Below are 19,852 nucleotides of genomic sequence, written 5' to 3' on the forward strand. Positions count from 1 at the left end.
CTGCACGGCGCCCTGCCCTCAAGGCCTCGGGCGGGGCGCCGATGCCCGGCCGCGAAGGCCGGGCATGACAGGTCGAATTACTCGGCCGCTTCCGACGTCGGCGCCGGTCCCATCTTGGAGTTGTGCAGGTCGACGTTGAGGCCGAGCGAGCGCATTTCCTTGACCAGCACGTTGAACGATTCCGGAATACCGGCCTCGAACGTGTCGTCGCCGCGCACGATCGCCTCGTACACCTTGGTACGGCCGGCGACGTCGTCCGACTTCACCGTCAGCATCTCCTGGAGCGTGTACGCCGCGCCGTAAGCCTCGAGCGCCCACACCTCCATTTCGCCGAAGCGCTGGCCGCCGAACTGCGCCTTGCCGCCCAGCGGCTGCTGGGTGACGAGCGAGTACGGACCGATCGAACGCGCATGGATCTTGTCGTCGACCAGATGGTGCAGCTTGAGCATGTAGATGTAGCCCACCGTCACCTTGCGATCGAACGGATCGCCGGTGCGGCCGTCATAGACGGTCGACTGACCCGAAGCGTCGAGACCGGCCAGCTTCAGCATCTCCTCGATGTCGGCTTCCTTGGCGCCGTCGAACACCGGGGTTGCGATCGGCACGCCGCGGCTGAGGTTATGGCCGAGTTCGAGCAGCTCGTTGTCGTTGAGCGACTTGATGGTCTCGTCCTCGCCGTAGACCTTCTTCAAGGTTTCCTTCAGCGGCTTGATGTCCTGCTTCGACAGGTACGCATCGACGGTCTGGCCGATACGCTTGCCGAGGCCGGCGCAGGCCCAGCCGAGATGGGTCTCGAGGATCTGTCCGACGTTCATGCGCGAAGGCACGCCGAGCGGATTGAGCACGATGTCGGCATGCGTGCCGTCTTCGAGGAACGGCATGTCCTCGATCGGCACGATCTTCGACACCACGCCCTTGTTGCCGTGGCGGCCGGCCATCTTGTCGCCGGGCTGGATCTTGCGCTTCACCGCGACGAAGACCTTGACCATCTTCATCACGCCGGGCGGCAATTCGTCACCGCGCTGAAGCTTCTCGACCTTGTCGAGGAAGCGCTGTTCCAGCCCCTTCTTCGACTCGTCGTACTGCTTCCGCATGGCCTCGATCTCGGCCATCAGCTTGTCGTTCGGCGAAGCGAACAGCCACCATTGCGACTTCGGGTACTCCTCGAGCACCGCGCGGGTGATCTTGGTGTCCTTCTTGAAGCCCTTGGGACCTGCAATGCCCTGCCGCCCCTCGAGCAGCTCGGCAAGACGGTTGTAGACGTTGCGGTCCAGGATCGCCTGCTCGTCGTCGCGGTCCTTGGCAAGGCGCTCGATCTCCTCCCGCTCGATCGCCAGCGCACGCTCGTCCTTGTCGACGCCGTGGCGGTTGAACACGCGCACTTCGACGATCGTGCCCTGCACGCCCGGGGGAACGCGCAGCGAGGTGTCGCGGACGTCGGAGGCCTTCTCGCCGAAGATGGCGCGCAGCAGCTTCTCTTCCGGCGTCATCGGGCTTTCGCCCTTCGGCGTGATCTTGCCGACCAGGATGTCGCCGGCGCGCACTTCCGCGCCGATGTAGACGATACCGGCTTCGTCGAGGTTCTTCAGCGCTTCTTCCGAGACGTTCGGAATGTCGCGGGTGATTTCCTCGGGTCCGAGCTTGGTGTCGCGGGCCATCACCTCGAACTCCTCGATGTGGATCGAGGTGAAGACGTCTTCCTTCACGATCCGCTCGGAGAGCAGGATCGAGTCTTCGAAGTTGTAGCCGTTCCACGGCATGAACGCGACCAGCACGTTGCGCCCCAGAGCGAGCTCACCGAGATCGGTCGAGGGACCGTCGGCGATGATGTCGCCCTTCTTGACGATGTCGCCGACCTTCACCAGCGGACGCTGGTTGATGCAGGTCGACTGGTTGGAGCGCTGGTACTTCATGAGGCGGTAGATATCGACGCCCGACTTGGTCGGATCGAGATCTTCCGTGGCGCGGATGACGACGCGGGTCGCGTCGATCTGGTCGATCACGCCCGAACGGCGCGCCGCGATCGCAGCGCCCGAGTCGCGGGCAACCACGCCCTCCATGCCGGTGCCGACGAACGGCGCCTCGGCGCGAACCAGCGGCACCGCCTGGCGCTGCATGTTCGAGCCCATCAGCGCGCGGTTGGCGTCGTCGTTCTCGAGGAACGGGATCAGCGCCGCGGCGACCGAAACGAGCTGCTTCGGCGAGACGTCCATGTAGTCGACCTTGTCGGGCGTCATCGGCACGACGTCGCGGGTGCCGCTCGAACGGCAGACCACGAGGTCTTCGGTGAAGCGGCCCTTGGCGTCGACCGGCACGTTGGCCTGGGCCACGGAATAGCGCCCTTCCTCCATCGCCGACAGGTACACGACCTCGTCGGTGACACGACCATCCTTGACCTTGCGATACGGCGTCTCGACGAAGCCGTACTTGTTCACGCGCGCGAAGGTCGCGAGCGAGTTGATCAGGCCGATGTTCGGACCTTCCGGCGTCTCGATCGGGCAGATGCGGCCGTAATGCGTCGGATGCACGTCGCGCACCTCGAAGCCGGCGCGCTCGCGGGTCAGACCGCCCGGTCCGAGCGCCGAGAGGCGGCGCTTATGGGTGATCTCGCTGAGCGGGTTGGTCTGGTCCATGAACTGCGAGAGCTGCGAGGAGCCAAAGAACTCGCGCACCGCGGCGGCCGCCGGCTTGGCGTTGATCAGGTCCTGCGGCATGACCGTGTCGATGTCGACCGAGGACATGCGCTCCTTGATCGCGCGCTCCATGCGCAACAGGCCGATGCGGTACTGGTTCTCCATGAGCTCGCCGACCGAACGCACACGGCGGTTGCCGAGATGGTCGATGTCGTCGATCTCGCCCTTGCCGTCGCGCAGATCCACCAGCGTCTTGATGACGGAGAGGATGTCCTCCTTGCGCAGCGTGCGCTGGGTATCGGGCGCATCGAGGTCGAGGCGCATGTTCATCTTGACGCGGCCGACCGCGGAGAGGTCGTAGCGCTCGGCGTCGAAGAACAGCGACTGGAACATGGCCTGCGCCGATTCCAGCGTCGGCGGCTCGCCTGGACGCATCACGCGGTAGATGTCGAACAGCGCGTCCTCGCGCGTCATGTTCTTGTCGGCCGAGAGCGTGTTGCGGATGTAGGGGCCGACATTGACGTGGTCGATGTCGAGCAGCGGCAGCTCCTTGTAGCCCTGCTCGTTGAGCGCCTTCATCAGCTTGTCGGTGATCTCCTCACCGGCCTCGGCGTGGATCTCGCCGGTCTTGGGGTTGACAAGATCCTCGGCGACGTAGTTGCCGACCAGCTCCTCATCGGCCATGCGCAGCGCCTTCAGCCCCTTTTCCTGGAGCTGGCGGGCGGCGCGGACGGTGAGCTTCTTGCCGGCCTCGAGCACGACCTTGCCGGTGTCGGCATCGATCAGGTCGTTGACCGTGGAGTAGCCGCGGAAGCGGTTGGCGTCGAACGGAACGCGCCAGCCTTCCTTGGTCCGCTTGTAGAGAATCTTCTTGTAGAACGTGGACAGGATCGCCTCGCCGTCGAGGCCGAGGGCGAACATCAGCGACGTCACCGGAATCTTGCGGCGACGGTCGATACGCGCATAGACGATGTCCTTGGCGTCGAACTCGATGTCGAGCCAGGAGCCGCGATACGGGATGACGCGGGCGGCGAACAGCAGCTTGCCCGAGGAATGGGTCTTGCCCTTGTCGTGGTCGAAGAACACGCCGGGCGAACGGTGCATCTGCGAGACGATGACGCGCTCTGTGCCGTTGACGATGAAGGTGCCGTTCATAGTCATGAGCGGGATGTCGCCCATGTAGACGTCCTGCTCCTTGATGTCCTTCACCGACTTCGCGCCGGTTTCCTCGTCGATATCGAACACGATGAGGCGCAGCGTCACCTTGAGGGGCGCAGCGAAGGTCATGCCGCGCTGACGGCACTCGTCGACGTCGTATTTCGGCTGCTCGAACTCGTAGCGGACGAATTCCAGCATCGAGGTGCCCGAGAAGTCGGAGATCGGAAACACCGAGCGGAACACCGCCTGCAGACCCTCGTCGAGACGTCCGCCCTGGGGTTCGTCCACCATCAGGAACTGGTCATAGGACGCCTTCTGAACCTCGATGAGGTTCGGCATCTCGGCGACTTCCTTGATGTGTCCGAAGAACTTGCGAACGCGTTTGCGACCGGTGAATGTCTGCTGCGCCATCGTGGCCTCTCATTTTCGTCGCCCGCCCTGGGCGCACCGTCCGGAACGCGGCTGCCACCGCTTTCCGGGTTGAATTTTCGAACCCGTCTTGGGGGGCCGGAGACGCAGTTTCAGGCGCCGATGTCCTGAATCTGCTCTTCAGACCTTCAAAACGCAAAACGACGCGCGGGGCGCAGATGCGCGCCCGCCCGTCACAACGATCATCTTCACGGACTGCAAAAGCCCGAAATAGCCTGCTCTCCCAACGGCTTACAGGGAAATCCGGCATCCCTGCCCACCGCGCTTTCGTGCTGCCGACCCGATATGGGGCGACAATAGTGCAGATTCGAGGGTCAAACCCTCAAATCCCCACACTTTTTCGTGTTCGGCCCGCGTCGGATCGTTCCGTCGCACGCCTTTTGCATCCGGTCCACCCTCGCGAAGGGGACCAGGATCCCGGGCAGCGCCGTTGCCCGCCCGGGATCCCCCCGCCAGTAAGCAGTGCTTACTTGAGCTCGACCTTGGCGCCAGCCTTCTCGAGCTGGGCCTTGATCTTGTCGGCTTCTTCCTTGTTCACGCCTTCCTTCAGCGGCTTCGGAGCACCCTCGACGAGGTCCTTTGCTTCCTTCAGGCCGAGACCGGTGATGGCGCGGACTTCCTTGATGACCTCGATCTTCTTGTCGCCGGCGGAGGCCAGAACGACCGTGAACTCGGTCTTCTCTTCCGCCGGAGCGGCGGCAGCGCCACCAGCAGCCGGGCCGGCCACGGCGACAGCCGCGGCAGCCGAAACGCCCCACTTCTCTTCGAGGAGCTTCGCGAGTTCGGCAGCTTCGAGCACGGTCAGGCTCGAGAGGTCGTCAACGATCTTCTGCAGGTCAGCCATTGTTCAGTTTCCTTGAGTGTAAGTCTGGTTCGGGTTTGAGTTTTGCGAAGGGCGTCAGGCCGCTTCGCCCTTTGAGGCATGAGCCTGGATGACGCGCGCGAGCTTTCCCGCGGGCGCGTTGGCGAGCTGGGCCAGCTTGGTCGCCGGGGCCACGATGAGGCCGACGATCTTGCCGCGCAGTTCGTCAAGCGACGGCAGCGAGGCAAGCGCCTTCACGCCGTCGACATTCAGGACGGTCTTGCCCATCGATCCGCCGACGATGACGAACTTCTCGTTCGCCTTGGCGAATTCAATGGCGACCTTCGGCGCCGCTACCGGATCGTTGGAAGTCGCGATCACGGTCGGCCCCTTCAGCATGGGGCCGATGGCAACGACGTCAGTGCCTTCAAGAGCAATTTTGGCGAGACGGTTCTTCGAGACCTTCACCGCAGCGCCCGCCTGCTTCATCTGCTGGCGCAGCTTCTGCATCTGGGCGACGGTGAGGCCGGAATATTGAGCAACGACCGCGACGCTCGTGGTCTTGAAGACCTCATTGAGCTGTTCGACCGCTTCTTTTTTTGCCGCTCGTTCCACAGCAAGCTCTCTCCGGTTGGCGGTCATCGCGAGAAGCGGGACCGCCGGGTTGCACCCATCGTCCCGCCCAAACCTGAACCTCCGGGTCAAAAACCCATCGGACACGCCGGGCAAGACGACAATTCAAAGCCTGCCCTCCGGGAGCCCAAGGGCCCACGGCGTGTCGAGGTCCGAACCAGACCCGTTTCGCAAAGTCAGCCCTTAAAGCTGGATGCGAAGTGAAATCCGGTCTTCACCCGTCTATGCAGGCCATGCGATTAAGCCGTTGAGGAATCGAAATTCTTCGCGGGCGCCTGCAGTCTTGGACAGGACGAGGCCAGCCGGCGAACCGCCCGACCTCTGCCCGCATCCCTGCCAACTGACGGGTTTTCCTTCCTTTTCGGGCAAATCCTTGCGGACGTCCTGAAAAGGAATGATCTCCTGTCGTGTCGGGTTTTCGGAATGCGTGCACGAACGCGCCTGCCGAGGCCGGCACGTCCGGAGGCGGTTCTTTAACCGCTCGGAGCCTGCTTGCCAAGAGCAAAATTCACACCAGTTCCAATCGATTGCCGGTTGGGTTTGAGATGGCCCAACAAGGACCGATTCAGGCCGATTTGACCCTATAAGGCAGCGGCTTGCCCTCGAAGAACGCCGTCAGGTTAGCCAGCACGCAGTTCTGCATGGCGACGTGCGAATCCAGGGTGTGGCCGCCGATATGCGGGGCGAGCACGACGTTGGGAAGGGCCGTCAGCGCGTCCGGCGCGTGCGGTTCCTCCTCGAAGACGTCGAGGCCGGCCCCCGCGATGGTCTTATCGGTGAGCGCCGCGACCAGGGCCTTCTCGTCGATGACCGAGCCGCGGGAGATGTTGACGACATAGCCGTCCGCGCCGAGGCGCTTGAGGATATCGGCGTTGACGACATGTTGGGTCTCGGCCCCTGCCCGCACCGCGATCATCAGGACGCTGCACCAGTCGGCCAGCGCCTCCAGCGTTGGGAAATATTGATAAGGCAGATCGTATTTGGTGCGGCTGAAATAGCCGACCTCGCTCTCGAAGGCGGCGCAGCGCGCCGCGATCTTGCGGCCGATCTCGCCCATGCCGTAGACGCCGATGCGGCGCCCGGGCATGCCGGCCTGGGGCCGCATCATCGGCGATTGTTTCGAGGCCGCCCAATCGCCGCTGCGGACATATTGGTCGGCCACCAAAATCCGCCGCGTCGTCGCCAGCATCAAGGTCATCGCGATGTCGGCGACGGAAGCCGCATTGGCGCCCGGGCTGTGGCCGACTGCGATGTTGCGGCTGGCCGCTGCCTTCAGGTCGACGCCGTCATAGCCGGTGCCGTAGCAGACGATGGCGCCGAGCTTCGGAAACAGGTCCATCGCCTCCGCACCGAACGGCGAGCCGCCCGCGGTGAGCAGCGCGCGGATGCCGTTGAGCTCCTCGACCGGAAACACCTCGCGCGCCGGCTTGCCGCCGGTGTCGAGCAGCTCGAACCGCTCGGCGAAACGCGCCATCATCGACTTGGGAAAGCGCGAGTAGATCAGGACGTTGTCAGTCATTGTTGTTGTTTCCGGTCAGCGGCGCCACAAACGACGAGGGGCGGAATCGGTCACCCGATTCCGCCCCTCGCCTCATGCAATTTCCAAACCTCAGCCGAGAATGGTGCCCGGCTCGACCTTCACGCCGGGGCCCATCGTCGAGGACACCGCAACGCGCTGGATGTAGGTGCCCTTGGAACCGGCCGGCTTCGCCTTCGAAACAGCATCGGCCAGAGCCTTGATGTTCTCGACCAGCTTCTCCTCGGAGAACGAGGCCTTGCCGACGCCGGCCTGCAGGATGCCGGCCTTCTCGACGCGGAACTCGACCGAGCCGCCCTTGGCGCCCTTCACCGCACCGGTGACGTCCATGGTCACGGTGCCGATCTTCGGGTTCGGCATCAGGCCGCGCGGGCCCAGCACCTTACCGAGGCGGCCGACCAGCGGCATCATGTCGGGAGTGGCGATGCAGCGGTCGAAATCGATCGTGCCGTTCTGCACCTTCTCGACCAGGTCCTCGGCGCCGACGACGTCGGCACCTGCGGCCTTGGCCTCATCGGCCTTGGCGCCGCGGGCGAACACGCCGACGCGCAGCGTCCGGCCGGTGCCGTTCGGCAGGGTCACGACACCGCGGACCATCTGGTCGGCGTGACGCGGATCGACGCCGAGATTGATCGCGACCTCGATGGTCTCGTCGAACTTCGCTTTCGCGCGCTCCTTGACCATCTTGATGGCGTCCGCGAGCGGGTAAAGCTTTTCGCGGTCGATGCCTTCGCGGGCTTTGTTCAAACGCTTTCCGATTGCCATTGCCGCTTACCCCGCAACTTCCAGACCCATCGAACGGGCCGAGCCCTCGACCATCTTCATGGCCGATTCGATGGTGTCGCAATTCAAGTCCTTCATCTTCTTCTCGGCGATCTCGCGCACCTGCGCCTTGGTCACCTTGCCGGCCTTGTCACGGCCCGGCGCCTTCGAGCCGGACTGGATCTTGGCAGCCTGCTTGAGGAAGTAGGACATCGGCGGCGTCTTCATCTCGAAGGTGAAGGAACGGTCCGCATAGATGGTGATGATCACCGGGATCGGGGTGTTCTTCTCTTCCTTCTGGGTCTGGGCGTTGAACGCCTTGCAGAACTCCATGATGTTGAGACCGCGCTGACCAAGCGCGGGACCGATCGGGGGCGAGGGATTCGCCGCACCGGCCGGGACCTGAAGCTTCAGGTATCCGGTCACTTTCTTTGCCATGTATCACTCCTGTTGTGCCGGCAGAGCCGGCGGTTTCAGGTTCGTGGTCGGGATCAACGGGCGGCTGGCAACCGCCCTCGTCCTCCCACGGCCTCTTGGTGCGCGAGACCGAAGCCTCGCCCGTTACCCGATCAGACCTTCTCGACCTGACCGAATTCCAGCTCGACCGGCGTGGCGCGGCCAAAGATCGACACCGCGACCTTCACGCGCGAACGCGCCTCGTCGATTTCCTCGACCACACCCGAGAACGAGGCGAACGGGCCGTCGGCCACGCGCACGTTCTCGCCGATCTCGAACGACACCGACGCCTTCGGCCGCTCCACGCCCTCCTGCACCTGGTGCAGGATGCGCATGGCCTCGGCTTCCGAGATCGGCATGGGCTTGTTCTCGGCGCCGAGGAAGCCCGTGACCTTCGGCGTGTTCTTGATCAGATGGAATGCCTCGTCGGTCAGCTTCATCTTCACCAGCACGTAGCCGGGGAAGAACTTGCGCTCGGCGTCGATCTTGCGGCCGCGGCGCACTTCCGTGACCTTCTCGGTCGGAACCAGCACCAGTTCGAACAGCTCCTCGAGCCCGCGCTGCTTGGCCTGCTCGCGGATCGATTCGGCGACCTTCTTCTCGAAGTTCGAATAGGCGTGGACGATGTACCAGCGCTTGTCGGACACTTGAGCGGTTGCTGTTGCCATCAGTGAATGCCCAGAAGGTAGGTGATGAGAACACGGATGATCTGGTCGGCGGCGAAGAAGAAGATCGAGGCCACGGCGACCATCACGAACACCATGATGGTGGTGATCGTGGTCTCACGGCGGGTCGGCCAGGTGACCTTGGCGGTCTCCGAGCGCACTTCCTGCAAGAACTTGAACGGGCTGACTGCCATCGCTTGAGACGCCAATAAGGATTTCAGGGATCCGAACAGCCGCCGTTGGCCCAGCCCTCTGTCTCGAAGGATGAGCCGGAAACCGGGCTCGATTGTTCGGGGATTTCAAGGCCGCGCCGGAAATCCGCGTCTAACGGGCCGGCTGCGAGTGCGGGGTATCTACTGCGGATGGGGCCAAAGGTCAAGGTAGAGAGAGTTCGCCCGGGCAGGCCGCCCTCCCCCGGACGGCCATGCAGAAGCCATGTGGATCAAGGACTTGTCGTCCGCCCGCAAGGCGCCCAAGGGAGGCTATCCGAAGCCCGGCCCGTCAGTCGGCCCGGTCGACCATGGAAATCCCCGGCAGCGGCACCACGAACTTCCCGCCATCGGCGAAATAGCGGGCGTGCTTGGCCCGGATCGGGTCGACATAGCGCCAGGCGAAGACCACCACGAACGCCGGCTTCCGCTCGTAAAGGGCGGCAGGCGGCAGGATCGGGATGTCGTAGCCGGGTCCGGCCATCACCTTCCCCTTGTTGGGGTCGTCGTCCACCAGGAAGTCGATCTTGTTCTCCAGGCCGAACTGCGGCAGCAGCGTCGTGGTTCCCACCGACACGCCATAGCCGGCGACCAGCTGACCGCGCGCATGGGCGGCATCGGCCATCGCGACCAGTTCGTCGCGGATGGCGGCGATCCTCTTCACATACGGCGCATAATAGGCCGGCTGATCGACACCGAGCCGTTCTTCCTCCGCAACGAAACGCGCGACCTCGGCCGACGGCTTCTTGGCGCCGCCGGCGCGCTGCACGGTGACGCGGATCGAGCCGCCCTTGGTCCAGATGTGCTGGACGTCGATCAGCTCCATGCCCAGCCGGGCGAAGAAACGGATCAGCGGCTTGATGTTAAAATAGGACAGATGCTCGTGATAAACGGTATCGAGCAGGTTCTTCTCGGTGACGTCGACGCCGTATTGCGTTTCGAAGACGAACAATCCGTCCGGCGCGAGCACGTCACGAACCCCGATCACCAGCGGATCCAGATTGTCGACATTGGCGATCATGTTGTTGGCGATCACGACGCTCGCCGCGCCATGGCTCTGCAGGATGCGGCGACCGATGGCATCGGTGAAGAAATCGCCGATGGTCTCGATGCCCGCCTCCGTGGCGCGCCGCGCGATGTCGACGGCGGGATCGACGCCCAGCACCCGCATGCCGCGCTCCCTGAAGAATCCGAGCAGCGATCCGTCATTGCTGCCGAGCTCGACCACCAGCGAACCCGGCGCGATGCCGAAACGGCTGACGACGTCGTTGGCATAGCCTGCGAAATGCTCGCGCAGGCCGAGCGAGAGCGAGGTGGTATAGACGTAGTTTCGGTACTGGATCTCCGGATTGCCGACATGGAGAATCTGGAGGTGGCCGCAATCCCGGCACAGATGCAGCGACATCGGCACCGCAGCCCGGAAGACGGGATCGTCGACGCTGGCATTCGGCACCTGGAAGTTCGGCGTGCCGATGGGCATGCCTGCCATCGGGACGACCAGCTCTTGGTTGTCCGAATGACAGAGGCGGCAGGTATTGCGGACGTAGAACAGGTTTTTCATCGTGCAACCGAAAAATGAGATACGCGCGCGAGTGAGATCATCCCACCCTGTGAAGACCAGTTCGGCAACGGGCTGAAGCGGGTCATGGGTGGCTCGAGGCCTCATTGCCCAGCCCGTAACTGGGTGCGTCCTCTGCCGCCTTGGCCGCCTTGTCGGCCGCATACGAGCCGCGCTCCCGACTTGCCAACCAGATTGCGCCACCGGCCAGCCCGATGATCACGCTGATGGCGCCCAGCAGGAGCGATATCGACAGCGCCTCCTCGGACGGCACACCCGCCAGACCAAGGCAGGCGACCATCGCTCCCTCGCGAACGCCCCAGCCGCTGATCGAGATGGGGACGGCCGTGAGCAGCACCACCGGCGGAATCAGGATGCCGGCGTCGAGGACAGAGAGCTGCGCTCCGACACCGCGCGCCAGGGCGTAACAGGCCGCGGCGGTGACGAGGTGGATGAGGAGCGCCGATCCGAACAGCAGCGCGCGATGATCGGACTGCAGGAGCAAGAACCTGACCAGCGTTCCGAACCGAACGAAGCTCGCGATCGCGGGCAGCGCGATGAAGCGCTTCGGCAGACGGTCGAGCGTCAACAGGACCACCGTGCCGGCGACGCCCGCCACCGTCAGTCCGCCGATGGCCAGGATCGCGGCCTGATTCGATACGCGTGACAGCAGAAACGGCAATCCGGCCACCATCAGCACGATCAGCCCGATCAACGCCGTGAAGCGGTCAGCTGCAACGCCCTTGACCGCCTCGGGCCACTGCACGTCGCGTTGGCGCAGCAGCCACATCCGCACCGCATCCCCGCCGACCGACGACGGCAACACCTGATTGAACCAGAGGCTGATCATGAGAATCCGCCAGCCCGCGAGCCAATCCAGCGACACGCCGAGCGCGCGCATGATCAGCTCCCACCGGCCGTTGAGCAGGAAGGTCTGAAAGAAGATCAGCGCAAGCGCGACGACGAACAGGACCGGATCGACCGAGACGAGATGATTGCGCAACTGGCGCAGGTCGAGACCACGCGCGATGTAGACCAGCACGGCGATCGACAGCAGCAGCTTCACCGAAAACAGGGCCGCATGCTTGAATCGCGTCCGCATCAAGATGCCCGCCTCAGGACGCCGGATATTCCGCACGACCGATGACGAGGTCGATTGCGGCCATCATCCAGAACTGGTGCGTGGTCTCGACAATGTTGTAGCTGCGGCTGTCGACCCAGAAATTGACGTCGCCGAGATTGCGCAGCGGATTGTCCGTGTGCATGCCCGACAACGTGATCACGTCGAGCTTCATCTTGCGCGCCTGCGCAACCGCGTTGAGGATGTTCTTCGAACGTCCCGACGAACTGATCGCGACGAGGCAATCGCCGGCGCGCGCATTCAGCCGCACGGCGTGGGCGATCCAGTCCTCGAACCCGTAATCGTTGGCAAGGCACGACATCATGCTCGCATCGCTGAAGCACAGTGCAGGCACCGACGCATTCTTCGCCAGATCGATCGCCAGATGCGAGGCGATCCCGGCCGATCCGCCGTTGCCGACGAAGATGACGCGGCCGCCCTGCTCGCGCGTGCGCAACCAGGACGCGCGTGTCGCGGAGATCCTTGCAAAAATACCGTCGTCGACCGCCGTCGCGCGATGCAGGCGCCCCACGTAATCGTCGAGGAAGGCTTTATGCTCGGGATCGACGGATTCGGCAGGCATGGGCTGGCGGCTCGATTGCAACATCACGGGGTGATACCGGCTATTACCAAGGATTGCAAAGGTATAATACTTGCAAAGTTTGCGAGCGGCTGATAGTCGGCTTTCGGGTTTCACTCAACATTGGCGGGCCTGTTTCGCTGGGCATTCGCGTCACGGATGTTCCCCATGAAATGCATCGTTACTGGCGGCGCCGGTTTCATTGGAAGTCACCTCGTCGATCGCCTGCTCGATGACGGCCACGAGGTCACCGCGCTCGATAATTTCGTGATCGGACGCGCCGAAAACCTCGCCGCGCGCGCCGGTTCGAGCCAGTTGAAGGTCGTGCGGGCAGACGTCACCGATCTCGACGCGATCAAGCCGTATTTCCACGGGGTGGATTGGGTCTTCCATCTCGCCGCGCTGGCGGACATCGTTCCCTCGATCGAGTCGCCGATCCCCTATCACCGCGCCAATGTCGATGGCACGGTGAACGTTCTCGAGGCGGCGCGGCACGCCGGCGCCCGCCGCTTCATCTATGCGGCTTCCTCCTCCTGCTACGGCATTCCGGATGTTTATCCCACGCCGGAGAGTGCCGAGATCCGGCCGATGTATCCCTATGCGCTCACCAAGAATCTCGGCGAGCAATGCGTCATGCACTGGTGCCAGGTCTACAAGCTGCCCGCCGTGGCGCTACGCCTGTTCAACGTGTTCGGACCGCGCCATCGCACCACCGGCACCTACGGTGCCGTGTTCGGCGTGTTCATGGCACAGAAGCTCGCGGGCAAGCCCTTCACGGTGGTCGGCGACGGCGAGCAGACGCGCGACTTCACCTTCGTCAGCGACGTCGCCGATGCCTTCGTGACCGCCGCCCGATCCGACGTCTCGCACGAGATCTTCAATGTCGGCTCGGACAACACCTACAGCGTGAACCGCCTGGTCGAGCTCCTCGGCGGCGACAAGATCCACATTCCCAAGCGTCCCGGCGAGCCCGACTGCACCTACGCCGACATCACTAAGATCAAGCGCGTCCTGAAATGGGCGCCAAAGGTGAAGTTCGAGGACGGCGTCGCGACGATGTTGAAATCGATGGACCAGTACAAGGACGCTCCGCTCTGGACGGTGGACAAGATCGCCGACGCCACCAAGGACTGGTTCAAATATCTCGGTGACGAGGTCCCCCCGCAGAAGGCAGGCCGTTGAGCAGATTCGTTCACCCGCATATTTTGCCGCCAGCCAATCATTTCCGGGTCGGCCAACTGAGACCGACCGGCGCCTTGGGTCATTCACATGGGTAATGCTGCGACAGACAGGCCGGCCGGCCATCCGGCACCGCACGAGAAGATCAAGACGATCGAGGAGCTCGGCGAGATTGCGCGCACCGCACAGGCAAAGGGCCTGACCGTCGCGCTCTGCCACGGCGTGTTCGATCTGGTGCATCTCGGCCACGTCCGGCACATCCTGGCAGCCCGCAACGAGGCCGACGTGGTCGTGGTGACCATCACCGCCGACCGTTACGTCAACAAGGGCCCGGGACGGCCGATCTTCCCGGAGAACATGCGCGCCGAGATGCTGGCCGCGCTCGGCACGGTCGACTGGGTCGGCATCAATCAGACCTCCAGCGCCGAGCCGGTCCTCGATACCGTGCGCCCCGACATCTACGTGAAGGGCTCGGACTACGAGAATCCCGAGGATGACGTGACCGGCAAGATCGCGGTGGAGCGCGAGGCCGTCGAGCGTCATGGCGGACGAATCGTTTTCACGCGCGACGTGACGTTCAGCTCCTCGTCGCTGCTGAACCGCTATTTCGACATCTACGATCCCCCCTTGCGCGACTACCTCCAGAAGGTGCGCGATGGCGGCGGCGCCGAACGCCTGCTGAAGCTGATCGACAAGATCCAGGACATGCACGTCGTGCTGGTCGGCGACACCATCATCGACGAATACCAGTACGTCACGGCGCTCGGGAAGGCCTCCAAGGAGAACATCGTCGCGACCCTGCTCAAGAATGGCGAGCAGTTTGCCGGTGGCGTCATTGCCGCCGCCAATCACGTCGCGAGCTTCTGCAAGTCGGTCGAGATCGTCACGACGCTGGGCGGCAACGACTACCCCGAAGAGTTCATTCGGGCGCATGTCCGCCCGAACGTAAAGCTCACGCCGATCCGCGTTCAGGGCCGTCCGACCACCCGCAAGCTGCGGTACGTCGAGATGGGCTATCTGCACAAGCTGTTCGAAGTCTACACGATGGACGACACGCCGCTCGACGAAGCCGCGCGCACGGAGATCGACCGCGTCACCGCCGAGCGCGTCCGCGGGGCGGACGTCGTCATCGTCACCGATTTCGGTCACGGCATGATCGCATCCAGCACGATCGACACCCTGATCGCGAATTCCAAGTTCCTGGCGGTCAACGCCCAGAGCAACAGCGGCAATCACGGCTACAACCTGATCACGAAGTATCCGCGGGCCGACTACGTCTGCATCGACGCACCGGAAGCGCGCCTCGCCGCCACAGACAAGTTCAACGACATCGCATCGGTGATCGAGGGCGGCCTGCATCGCAAGATCGATTGCGACAACATGATCATCACGCACGGCTCCTTCGGCTGCTACCCCTTCTCGTCGAAGACCGGCGTTGCGCGCGTCCCCGCCTTCACCAAGACCGTCGTCGACACCGTCGGCGCGGGCGACGCCTTCCTGACGATCACGGCGCCGCTGGTCGCGGCCGGCGGCAATATCGAGGACGTCGCCTTCATCGGCAACGCGGCGGGCGCGATCAAGGTCGGCATCGTCGGTCACCGCAACTCGGTCGAAAAGGCGCCGCTGGTCAAGTTCGTCACCGCGTTGTTGAAATAGCGCAAAAAGAAAAATCCCGGAGAGCGACAGTGATTGGTCAAAAATGGAATGTGATGGTCACCGGTGGCGCCGGCTATGTCGGCAGCGTGCTGGTCCCCCAGCTGCTTGCAGCGGGTCACAAGGTCACCGTGCTCGACTTGTTCATGTATGGCGAGGACGTCTTCAACGCCGTTCGCGACAATCCGAACCTGCGCCTCATCAAGGGCGACATCCGCGATGAGGCCGCGATCAACGAGGCCCTGCGCGGCAACAACGCGGTGATTCACCTCGCCTGCATCTCCAACGATCCCTCGTTCGAGCTGGACCCGGGGCTCGGCAAGTCCATCAACTACGACTGCTTCCGTCCGATGGTGCGCGCCGCGAAGAAGGCAGGCATCAAGCGCTTCATCTATGCTTCCTCATCGAGCGTCTACGGCATCAAGGACGAGGCCGAGGTGACAGAGGAGCTGTCCTGCGAGCCGCTCACCGACTACTCCAAGTTCAAGGCGATGTGCGAGACCGATCTTGCCGACGAGGCCGCGTCGGGCTTCGTCACCTGCACGGTTCGTCCGGCCACCGTCTGCGGCTACGCTCCGCGGCAGCGGCTCGACGTCGTCGTAAACATCCTGACCAATCTCGCCGTCAACACCGGCCGCATCCGCGTGTTCGGCGGAACGCAGAAGCGGCCCAATTTGCACATCCAGGACATGTCGGCGGCCTATCTGTTCCTGCTGCAGCAGGACGATGCGAAGATCGACGGCAAGACCTACAACATCGGCTACGAAAACCACTCGCTGATGAAGATCGCCGACATCGTCAAATCGGTGGTCGGAAACAATGTCGACGTGGCCGTCGAGCCGACCGACGATCTGCGCTCCTACCACGTGTCGTCGGAGAAGATCCGCCGCGAGCTCGGGTTTGCGCCGACGCATACGATCGAGCAGGCCGTGTCCGGCCTCGTCGATGCCTTCAAGGCGGGCCGCCTGCCGAACTCGCTCAACGATCCCAGGTATTTCAACATCAAGATGATGCAGAACATCAGCCTGAAGTGAGCGGCGTGCGGATCGGCATCGATTTCGACAACACGATCATCTGCTACGACAAGGTCTTTGCCGCGGCCGCGCGCCAGCGCGGGCTGGTGCCGGAGGGCTGGGACGGGCTGAAGACCGACGTGCGGGACTATCTGCGCTCCCGCGCCGGCGGCGAGCTTGCCTGGCAGGGGCTGCAAGGCTTCGTCTACGGCAAGGGCATCGGCGGCGCCGAGATCTACCCTGGAGTGCGCGAGTTCCTTGTCGCGTGCCGCAAGGCCGGCGCGAGCGTCTATATCGTCAGCCACAAGACGCAGTTCGGCCATCAGGATCCCGATCGGGTCGACTTGCGCGAGGCTGCGCGCGACTGGCTGAAGAGCGCGGGCCTCATCGACATCGCCGACGCGGCGATCTCGGCGGGCAATGTCTATTTCGAGGACACGCTCGCGGCCAAGGTCGAGCGGCTCGCAAGCCTGCAGCTCGACATCTTCATTGACGATCTCGTCGACGTTTTCGCGCAGCCGCATTTTCCGAAGGCGACGCGATCGATCCTGTTCACGCAGGCGCGGCCGCCGCATCCCGCGCATTGCGAGCCGCTCGCGACCTGGGCCGATATCCACCGTGGAGTGTTCACGGCATGAGCGAGCCGGACATCAGCGTACAGGATGCGGTCTCGATCGGCAGTCGTCTCGCCGGGGCGCAGGTCGCGGCCGCGCAACCGGCGCGGTCCGGCGGCAACAACCGGGTGTTCCGGCTGGAGATGGCGAAGGGTCCGCCCCTCGCCCTCAAGCACTACCCGTCCGACGGACGTGATCGCCTGGGACAGGAATATGACGCGCTCACGTTTCTCTCGCGCCACGGCATCACGTCGACGCCGCGGCCGGTCGCGAAGGATCCGGCGGCGTTCTGCGCGCTGTATCAATGGTTCGACGGTGACGCCGCGGTCCTGCATCCCCGGCACGACGACGCCGACCAGCTGGCCGATTTCCTGATCACGCTGCAAAGACTGCGCGACGCTGAAGGCGCGCAGACTTTGCGGAACGCATCGGCCAGCATCTTTTCGCCCGAGGCGGCCATCGCCCAGTACGAGCAACGCCTCGACGGCCTGCGGCGGGCCTCGGATGATGATCCGGACCTGCGTGCGTTCATGGACGGCAGCCTCGTTCCCACCACTGCCGTCGCAATCCGGCAACTCCGTAGGCGCTATGCGGAACTGAGCCTCGATCCCGCCGCGGACCTTGCGCCCGCCCATCGCGCATTGAGCCCGTCGGATTTCGGACTGCACAACGCGCTGCGCGCCGACGACGGCAAATTGCACTTCATCGACTTTGAGTATTTCGGCTGGGACGACCCGGTCAAGCTCGTGTCCGACACCGCTATTCACCCCGGCAGCGGTCTGCCCGACGCCGACGCGAACCGATTGATCGAGCGGCTCTCCCAGGCCTTCGCGGCTGGGGATGACGCGTTTGCGATCCGTCTTGACGTACTGTATCCTGTGTTCGGGGCGATTTGGTGCCTAATTGTCCTGAATGCCTATTTGCCGGAAAGCCGCTCCCGGCGCGCCCTGGCTGCGCAAGGTGGTGATCTGACGGTCCGCCTTGCCGGCCAGCTCGACAAAGCCCGCCGGCTCCATCAAACGATTTGCCAACGTGATCCAGATCTCACCCCACGCTGAAGCTGCTCTCACCTGCACGCTGGACGAGCGCAGCCTGTATTTGCGCCGCCTGGTCCTCGGTTCGGTCCGTTCCGCGGGACGCGGCCATGTCGGGCCTGCCCTGTCGCTGATCGAGATGGTCCGCGTGCTTTACGACGATGTGCTGCGGATCGACCCGCAGAACCCGGGCGATCCCGATCGCGACCGCGCCATCCTCAGCAAGGGACATGGTTGTCTGGCGCTCTACGCGCTATTGGCCGACCGCGGCTTCTTCCCGCTGGCGGAGCTGGAGGGCTTTTGCGGCTCCGACAGCATTTTGGGCGGGCATCCCGAATACGGCATGGTGCCCGGCGTCGAGGCCTCGACCGGCGCACTCGGACACGGTCTGTCGATCGGCGTCGGCCTTGCGCTTGCCGCCCGCATGCGCGAGCGCAGCTACCGGACCTTCGTGCTGCTCGGCGACGGCGAGATCAACGAGGGATCGGTGTGGGAAGCTGCGATGGGCGCGGCCAAGCACGGCCTGGACAATCTGGTCGCGCTGATCGACTACAACAAGCTGCAGAGCTACGGCCCCACCGACTACGTGCTGCCGCTGGAGCCGCTCGCGGACAAATGGCGCAGCTTCGGCTTCGCGGTGCAGGAGGTCAACGGCCACGACGTCGGCGCGCTGCGCACGGTGCTGAAGCAGGTCCCGGCCGTGGCCGGCAAGCCTAGCGCCATCATCTGCCATACCGTCAAGGGCAAGGGTCTTCCGGCTGCGGAATCCAATGCCGATTGGCATCACAAGAACAAGCTGACCGACAGCGAGCTCGACGCCATTCGCGTCGCCGTCGGCGATTTTTGATCGGCTCCCCATGCGCAACACCGCGATGAACATGGTCCACAAGCTCGCCGCGCGCGACGAGCGTGTGCTCTACATCGGCTCCGATCCCGGTGCCGGCACGCTGCGCGCGATGAGCAAGGAGTTTCCCAAGCGCCATCTGATCGAGGGCATTTCGGAAGCGCATATCATCGGCATGTCGGCAGGTCTCGCGATGGAGGGCTTCGTGCCCTACGTCAACACCATCGCGACCTTCCTCACCCGCCGCTGCTACGAGCAGGTGGCTGTCGATCTCTGCCTGCACAATCTGCCGGTGCGGCTGATCGCTAATGGCGGCGGCCTCGTCTACGCGCCGCTCGGTCCCACCCACCAGGCGATCGAGGACATCGCCATCATGCGGGCGCTGCCGAACATGACGGTGATCTGCCCGTGCGATGCCGATGAAGCCGCGCGCATGATGGAGCAGACGCTGGATTGGAAGGGTCCGATCTACATCCGGCTCGGTAAGGGCGGCGATGCCATCGTCTCCAAGGCCGAGCACGGTTTTGAGATCGGCAAGGCCATCCTGATGCGCCCGCAGGGCGACGTCCTCATGGTGACCACCGGCATCATGCTCCAGCGCGCCCTCGCTGCGGCCGACCTGCTCGCCGCGCAAGGCATTCGCGCCGGCATCCTGCACGTGCATACCGTGAAACCGCTCGACACCGCAGCGCTGCTGCAGGCGATCCGCGGCACCAAGCTCTTGGTCACGCTGGAGGAGCACGTGCCCTCCGGCGGCCTCGGCAGCGCGGTCGCGGAGGCGCTGATCGACAAGCTCGGCTCCGGTTTCCCTGCGATCCTGCGGCTGTCGCTGCCGGACCGCTTCATGCACAATTACGGTTCGCAGGACTCGCTGCTGAAGAAGCACGGGCTCTCCGCCAGCGCCATCGCGACCTCGATCGAGCATGCGCTCGCGGCGTCGCACACTTCCGCTCCTCAACTTCATTCCACCTGA

General features: G+C 64.0%; 18 protein-coding genes. 7 read left to right on the forward strand and 11 right to left on the reverse strand.

Annotation, left to right across the window (positions count from 1 at the left end):
- Positions 1-77 precede the first annotated feature (77 nt).
- From rpoB to N2602_RS24750, 11 genes are all read right to left on the reverse strand, one after another.
- Entirely contained in the window at positions 78-4,202 is a 4,125-nt protein-coding gene (gene rpoB / locus N2602_RS24700) for a DNA-directed RNA polymerase subunit beta (protein ID WP_124157675.1), read from the reverse strand.
- A 484-nt stretch (positions 4,203-4,686) separates the two neighbouring features.
- A complete protein-coding gene (rplL, locus tag N2602_RS24705) occupies positions 4,687-5,064 on the reverse strand; it encodes a 50S ribosomal protein L7/L12 (RefSeq protein ID WP_024342440.1) in 378 nt (125 codons plus the stop codon).
- A gap of 54 nt (positions 5,065-5,118) precedes the next feature.
- Complete coding sequence (rplJ, locus tag N2602_RS24710; RefSeq protein ID WP_025037001.1) at positions 5,119-5,637, reverse strand: 50S ribosomal protein L10; 519 nt, start codon at positions 5,635-5,637, stop codon at positions 5,119-5,121.
- A 583-nt stretch (positions 5,638-6,220) separates the two neighbouring features.
- Entirely contained in the window at positions 6,221-7,174 is a 954-nt protein-coding gene (locus N2602_RS24715) for a 2-hydroxyacid dehydrogenase (RefSeq protein WP_260379731.1), read from the reverse strand.
- A 90-nt stretch (positions 7,175-7,264) separates the two neighbouring features.
- Positions 7,265-7,957, reverse strand: coding sequence for a 50S ribosomal protein L1 (rplA, locus tag N2602_RS24720; protein WP_025037003.1), 693 nt, complete (start codon positions 7,955-7,957; stop codon positions 7,265-7,267).
- 6 nt (positions 7,958-7,963) lie between these two features.
- On the reverse strand, positions 7,964-8,392 hold the full coding sequence (gene rplK, locus N2602_RS24725) for a 50S ribosomal protein L11 (RefSeq protein ID WP_011088164.1): 429 nt from the start codon (positions 8,390-8,392) through the stop codon (positions 7,964-7,966).
- A gap of 131 nt (positions 8,393-8,523) precedes the next feature.
- Positions 8,524-9,078 carry a transcription termination/antitermination protein NusG gene (gene nusG / locus N2602_RS24730; protein WP_018647229.1) on the reverse strand — a complete coding sequence of 185 codons (555 nt, stop codon included), beginning with the start codon at positions 9,076-9,078 and terminating at the stop codon, positions 8,524-8,526.
- A complete protein-coding gene (secE, locus tag N2602_RS24735; protein WP_026202711.1) occupies positions 9,078-9,269 on the reverse strand; it encodes a preprotein translocase subunit SecE in 192 nt (63 codons plus the stop codon). The genes nusG and secE overlap by 1 nt, the downstream gene beginning before the upstream one ends.
- A 307-nt stretch (positions 9,270-9,576) precedes the next feature.
- On the reverse strand, positions 9,577-10,773 hold the full coding sequence (locus N2602_RS24740) for a class I SAM-dependent methyltransferase (RefSeq protein WP_260379732.1): 1,197 nt from the start codon (positions 10,771-10,773) through the stop codon (positions 9,577-9,579).
- A gap of 154 nt (positions 10,774-10,927) precedes the next feature.
- Positions 10,928-11,908, reverse strand: coding sequence for a lysylphosphatidylglycerol synthase transmembrane domain-containing protein (locus tag N2602_RS24745; protein ID WP_257187441.1), 981 nt, complete (start codon positions 11,906-11,908; stop codon positions 10,928-10,930).
- Between the two features lie 49 nt (positions 11,909-11,957).
- Positions 11,958-12,545: an SIS domain-containing protein gene (locus N2602_RS24750; protein WP_246570705.1), complete on the reverse strand. Its 588-nt coding sequence runs from the start codon at positions 12,543-12,545 to the stop codon at positions 11,958-11,960.
- A gap of 165 nt (positions 12,546-12,710) precedes the next feature.
- Between N2602_RS24750 and N2602_RS24755 the strand changes: the two genes are divergently transcribed.
- From N2602_RS24755 to N2602_RS24785, 7 genes are all read left to right on the forward strand, one after another.
- Positions 12,711-13,724: an SDR family oxidoreductase gene (locus N2602_RS24755; RefSeq protein ID WP_260379733.1), complete on the forward strand. Its 1,014-nt coding sequence runs from the start codon at positions 12,711-12,713 to the stop codon at positions 13,722-13,724.
- A gap of 87 nt (positions 13,725-13,811) precedes the next feature.
- Positions 13,812-15,377: a PfkB family carbohydrate kinase gene (locus N2602_RS24760; protein ID WP_172783192.1), complete on the forward strand. Its 1,566-nt coding sequence runs from the start codon at positions 13,812-13,814 to the stop codon at positions 15,375-15,377.
- A gap of 29 nt (positions 15,378-15,406) precedes the next feature.
- Positions 15,407-16,408: an NAD(P)-dependent oxidoreductase gene (locus N2602_RS24765; RefSeq protein WP_172783191.1), complete on the forward strand. Its 1,002-nt coding sequence runs from the start codon at positions 15,407-15,409 to the stop codon at positions 16,406-16,408.
- A 5-nt stretch (positions 16,409-16,413) separates the two neighbouring features.
- Positions 16,414-17,025 carry a hypothetical protein gene (locus N2602_RS24770; protein ID WP_260379734.1) on the forward strand — a complete coding sequence of 204 codons (612 nt, stop codon included), beginning with the start codon at positions 16,414-16,416 and terminating at the stop codon, positions 17,023-17,025.
- Positions 17,022-18,059, forward strand: a complete 1,038-nt coding sequence (locus N2602_RS24775) for an aminoglycoside phosphotransferase family protein (protein ID WP_260379735.1) — start codon at positions 17,022-17,024, stop codon at positions 18,057-18,059. Before N2602_RS24770 ends, N2602_RS24775 begins: the two co-directional genes overlap by 4 nt.
- Positions 18,034-18,882: a transketolase gene (locus N2602_RS24780; RefSeq protein ID WP_172783188.1), complete on the forward strand. Its 849-nt coding sequence runs from the start codon at positions 18,034-18,036 to the stop codon at positions 18,880-18,882. Before N2602_RS24775 ends, N2602_RS24780 begins: the two co-directional genes overlap by 26 nt.
- A gap of 10 nt (positions 18,883-18,892) precedes the next feature.
- On the forward strand, positions 18,893-19,852 hold the full coding sequence (locus tag N2602_RS24785; RefSeq protein ID WP_260379736.1) for a transketolase family protein: 960 nt from the start codon (positions 18,893-18,895) through the stop codon (positions 19,850-19,852).

This window comes from Bradyrhizobium sp. NC92, assembly GCF_025200865.1.
Taxonomy (GTDB): Bacteria; Pseudomonadota; Alphaproteobacteria; order Rhizobiales; family Xanthobacteraceae; genus Bradyrhizobium.

Excerpts from the sequence above, each read along its gene's own strand:
- rpoB (WP_124157675.1), bottom strand. The coding sequence starts at position 4,202 with ATGGCGCAGCAGACATTCACCGGTCGCAAACGCGTTCGCAAGTTCTTC.
- rplL (WP_024342440.1), bottom strand. The coding sequence starts at position 5,064 with ATGGCTGACCTGCAGAAGATCGTTGACGACCTCTCGAGCCTGACCGTG.
- N2602_RS24715 (WP_260379731.1), bottom strand. The coding sequence starts at position 7,174 with ATGACTGACAACGTCCTGATCTACTCGCGCTTTCCCAAGTCGATGATG.
- rplA (WP_025037003.1), bottom strand. The coding sequence starts at position 7,957 with ATGGCAATCGGAAAGCGTTTGAACAAAGCCCGCGAAGGCATCGACCGC.
- rplK (WP_011088164.1), bottom strand. The coding sequence starts at position 8,392 with ATGGCAAAGAAAGTGACCGGATACCTGAAGCTTCAGGTCCCGGCCGGT.
- nusG (WP_018647229.1), bottom strand. The coding sequence starts at position 9,078 with ATGGCAACAGCAACCGCTCAAGTGTCCGACAAGCGCTGGTACATCGTC.
- secE (WP_026202711.1), bottom strand. The coding sequence starts at position 9,269 with ATGGCAGTCAGCCCGTTCAAGTTCTTGCAGGAAGTGCGCTCGGAGACC.
- N2602_RS24740 (WP_260379732.1), bottom strand. The coding sequence starts at position 10,773 with ATGGCAGGCATGCCCATCGGCACGCCGAACTTCCAGGTGCCGAATGCC.
- N2602_RS24750 (WP_246570705.1), bottom strand. The coding sequence starts at position 12,545 with ATGCCTGCCGAATCCGTCGATCCCGAGCATAAAGCCTTCCTCGACGAT.
- N2602_RS24755 (WP_260379733.1), top strand. The coding sequence starts at position 12,711 with ATGAAATGCATCGTTACTGGCGGCGCCGGTTTCATTGGAAGTCACCTC.
- N2602_RS24760 (WP_172783192.1), top strand. The coding sequence starts at position 13,812 with ATGGGTAATGCTGCGACAGACAGGCCGGCCGGCCATCCGGCACCGCAC.
- N2602_RS24775 (WP_260379735.1), top strand. The coding sequence starts at position 17,022 with ATGAGCGAGCCGGACATCAGCGTACAGGATGCGGTCTCGATCGGCAGT.
- N2602_RS24785 (WP_260379736.1), top strand. The coding sequence starts at position 18,893 with ATGCGCAACACCGCGATGAACATGGTCCACAAGCTCGCCGCGCGCGAC.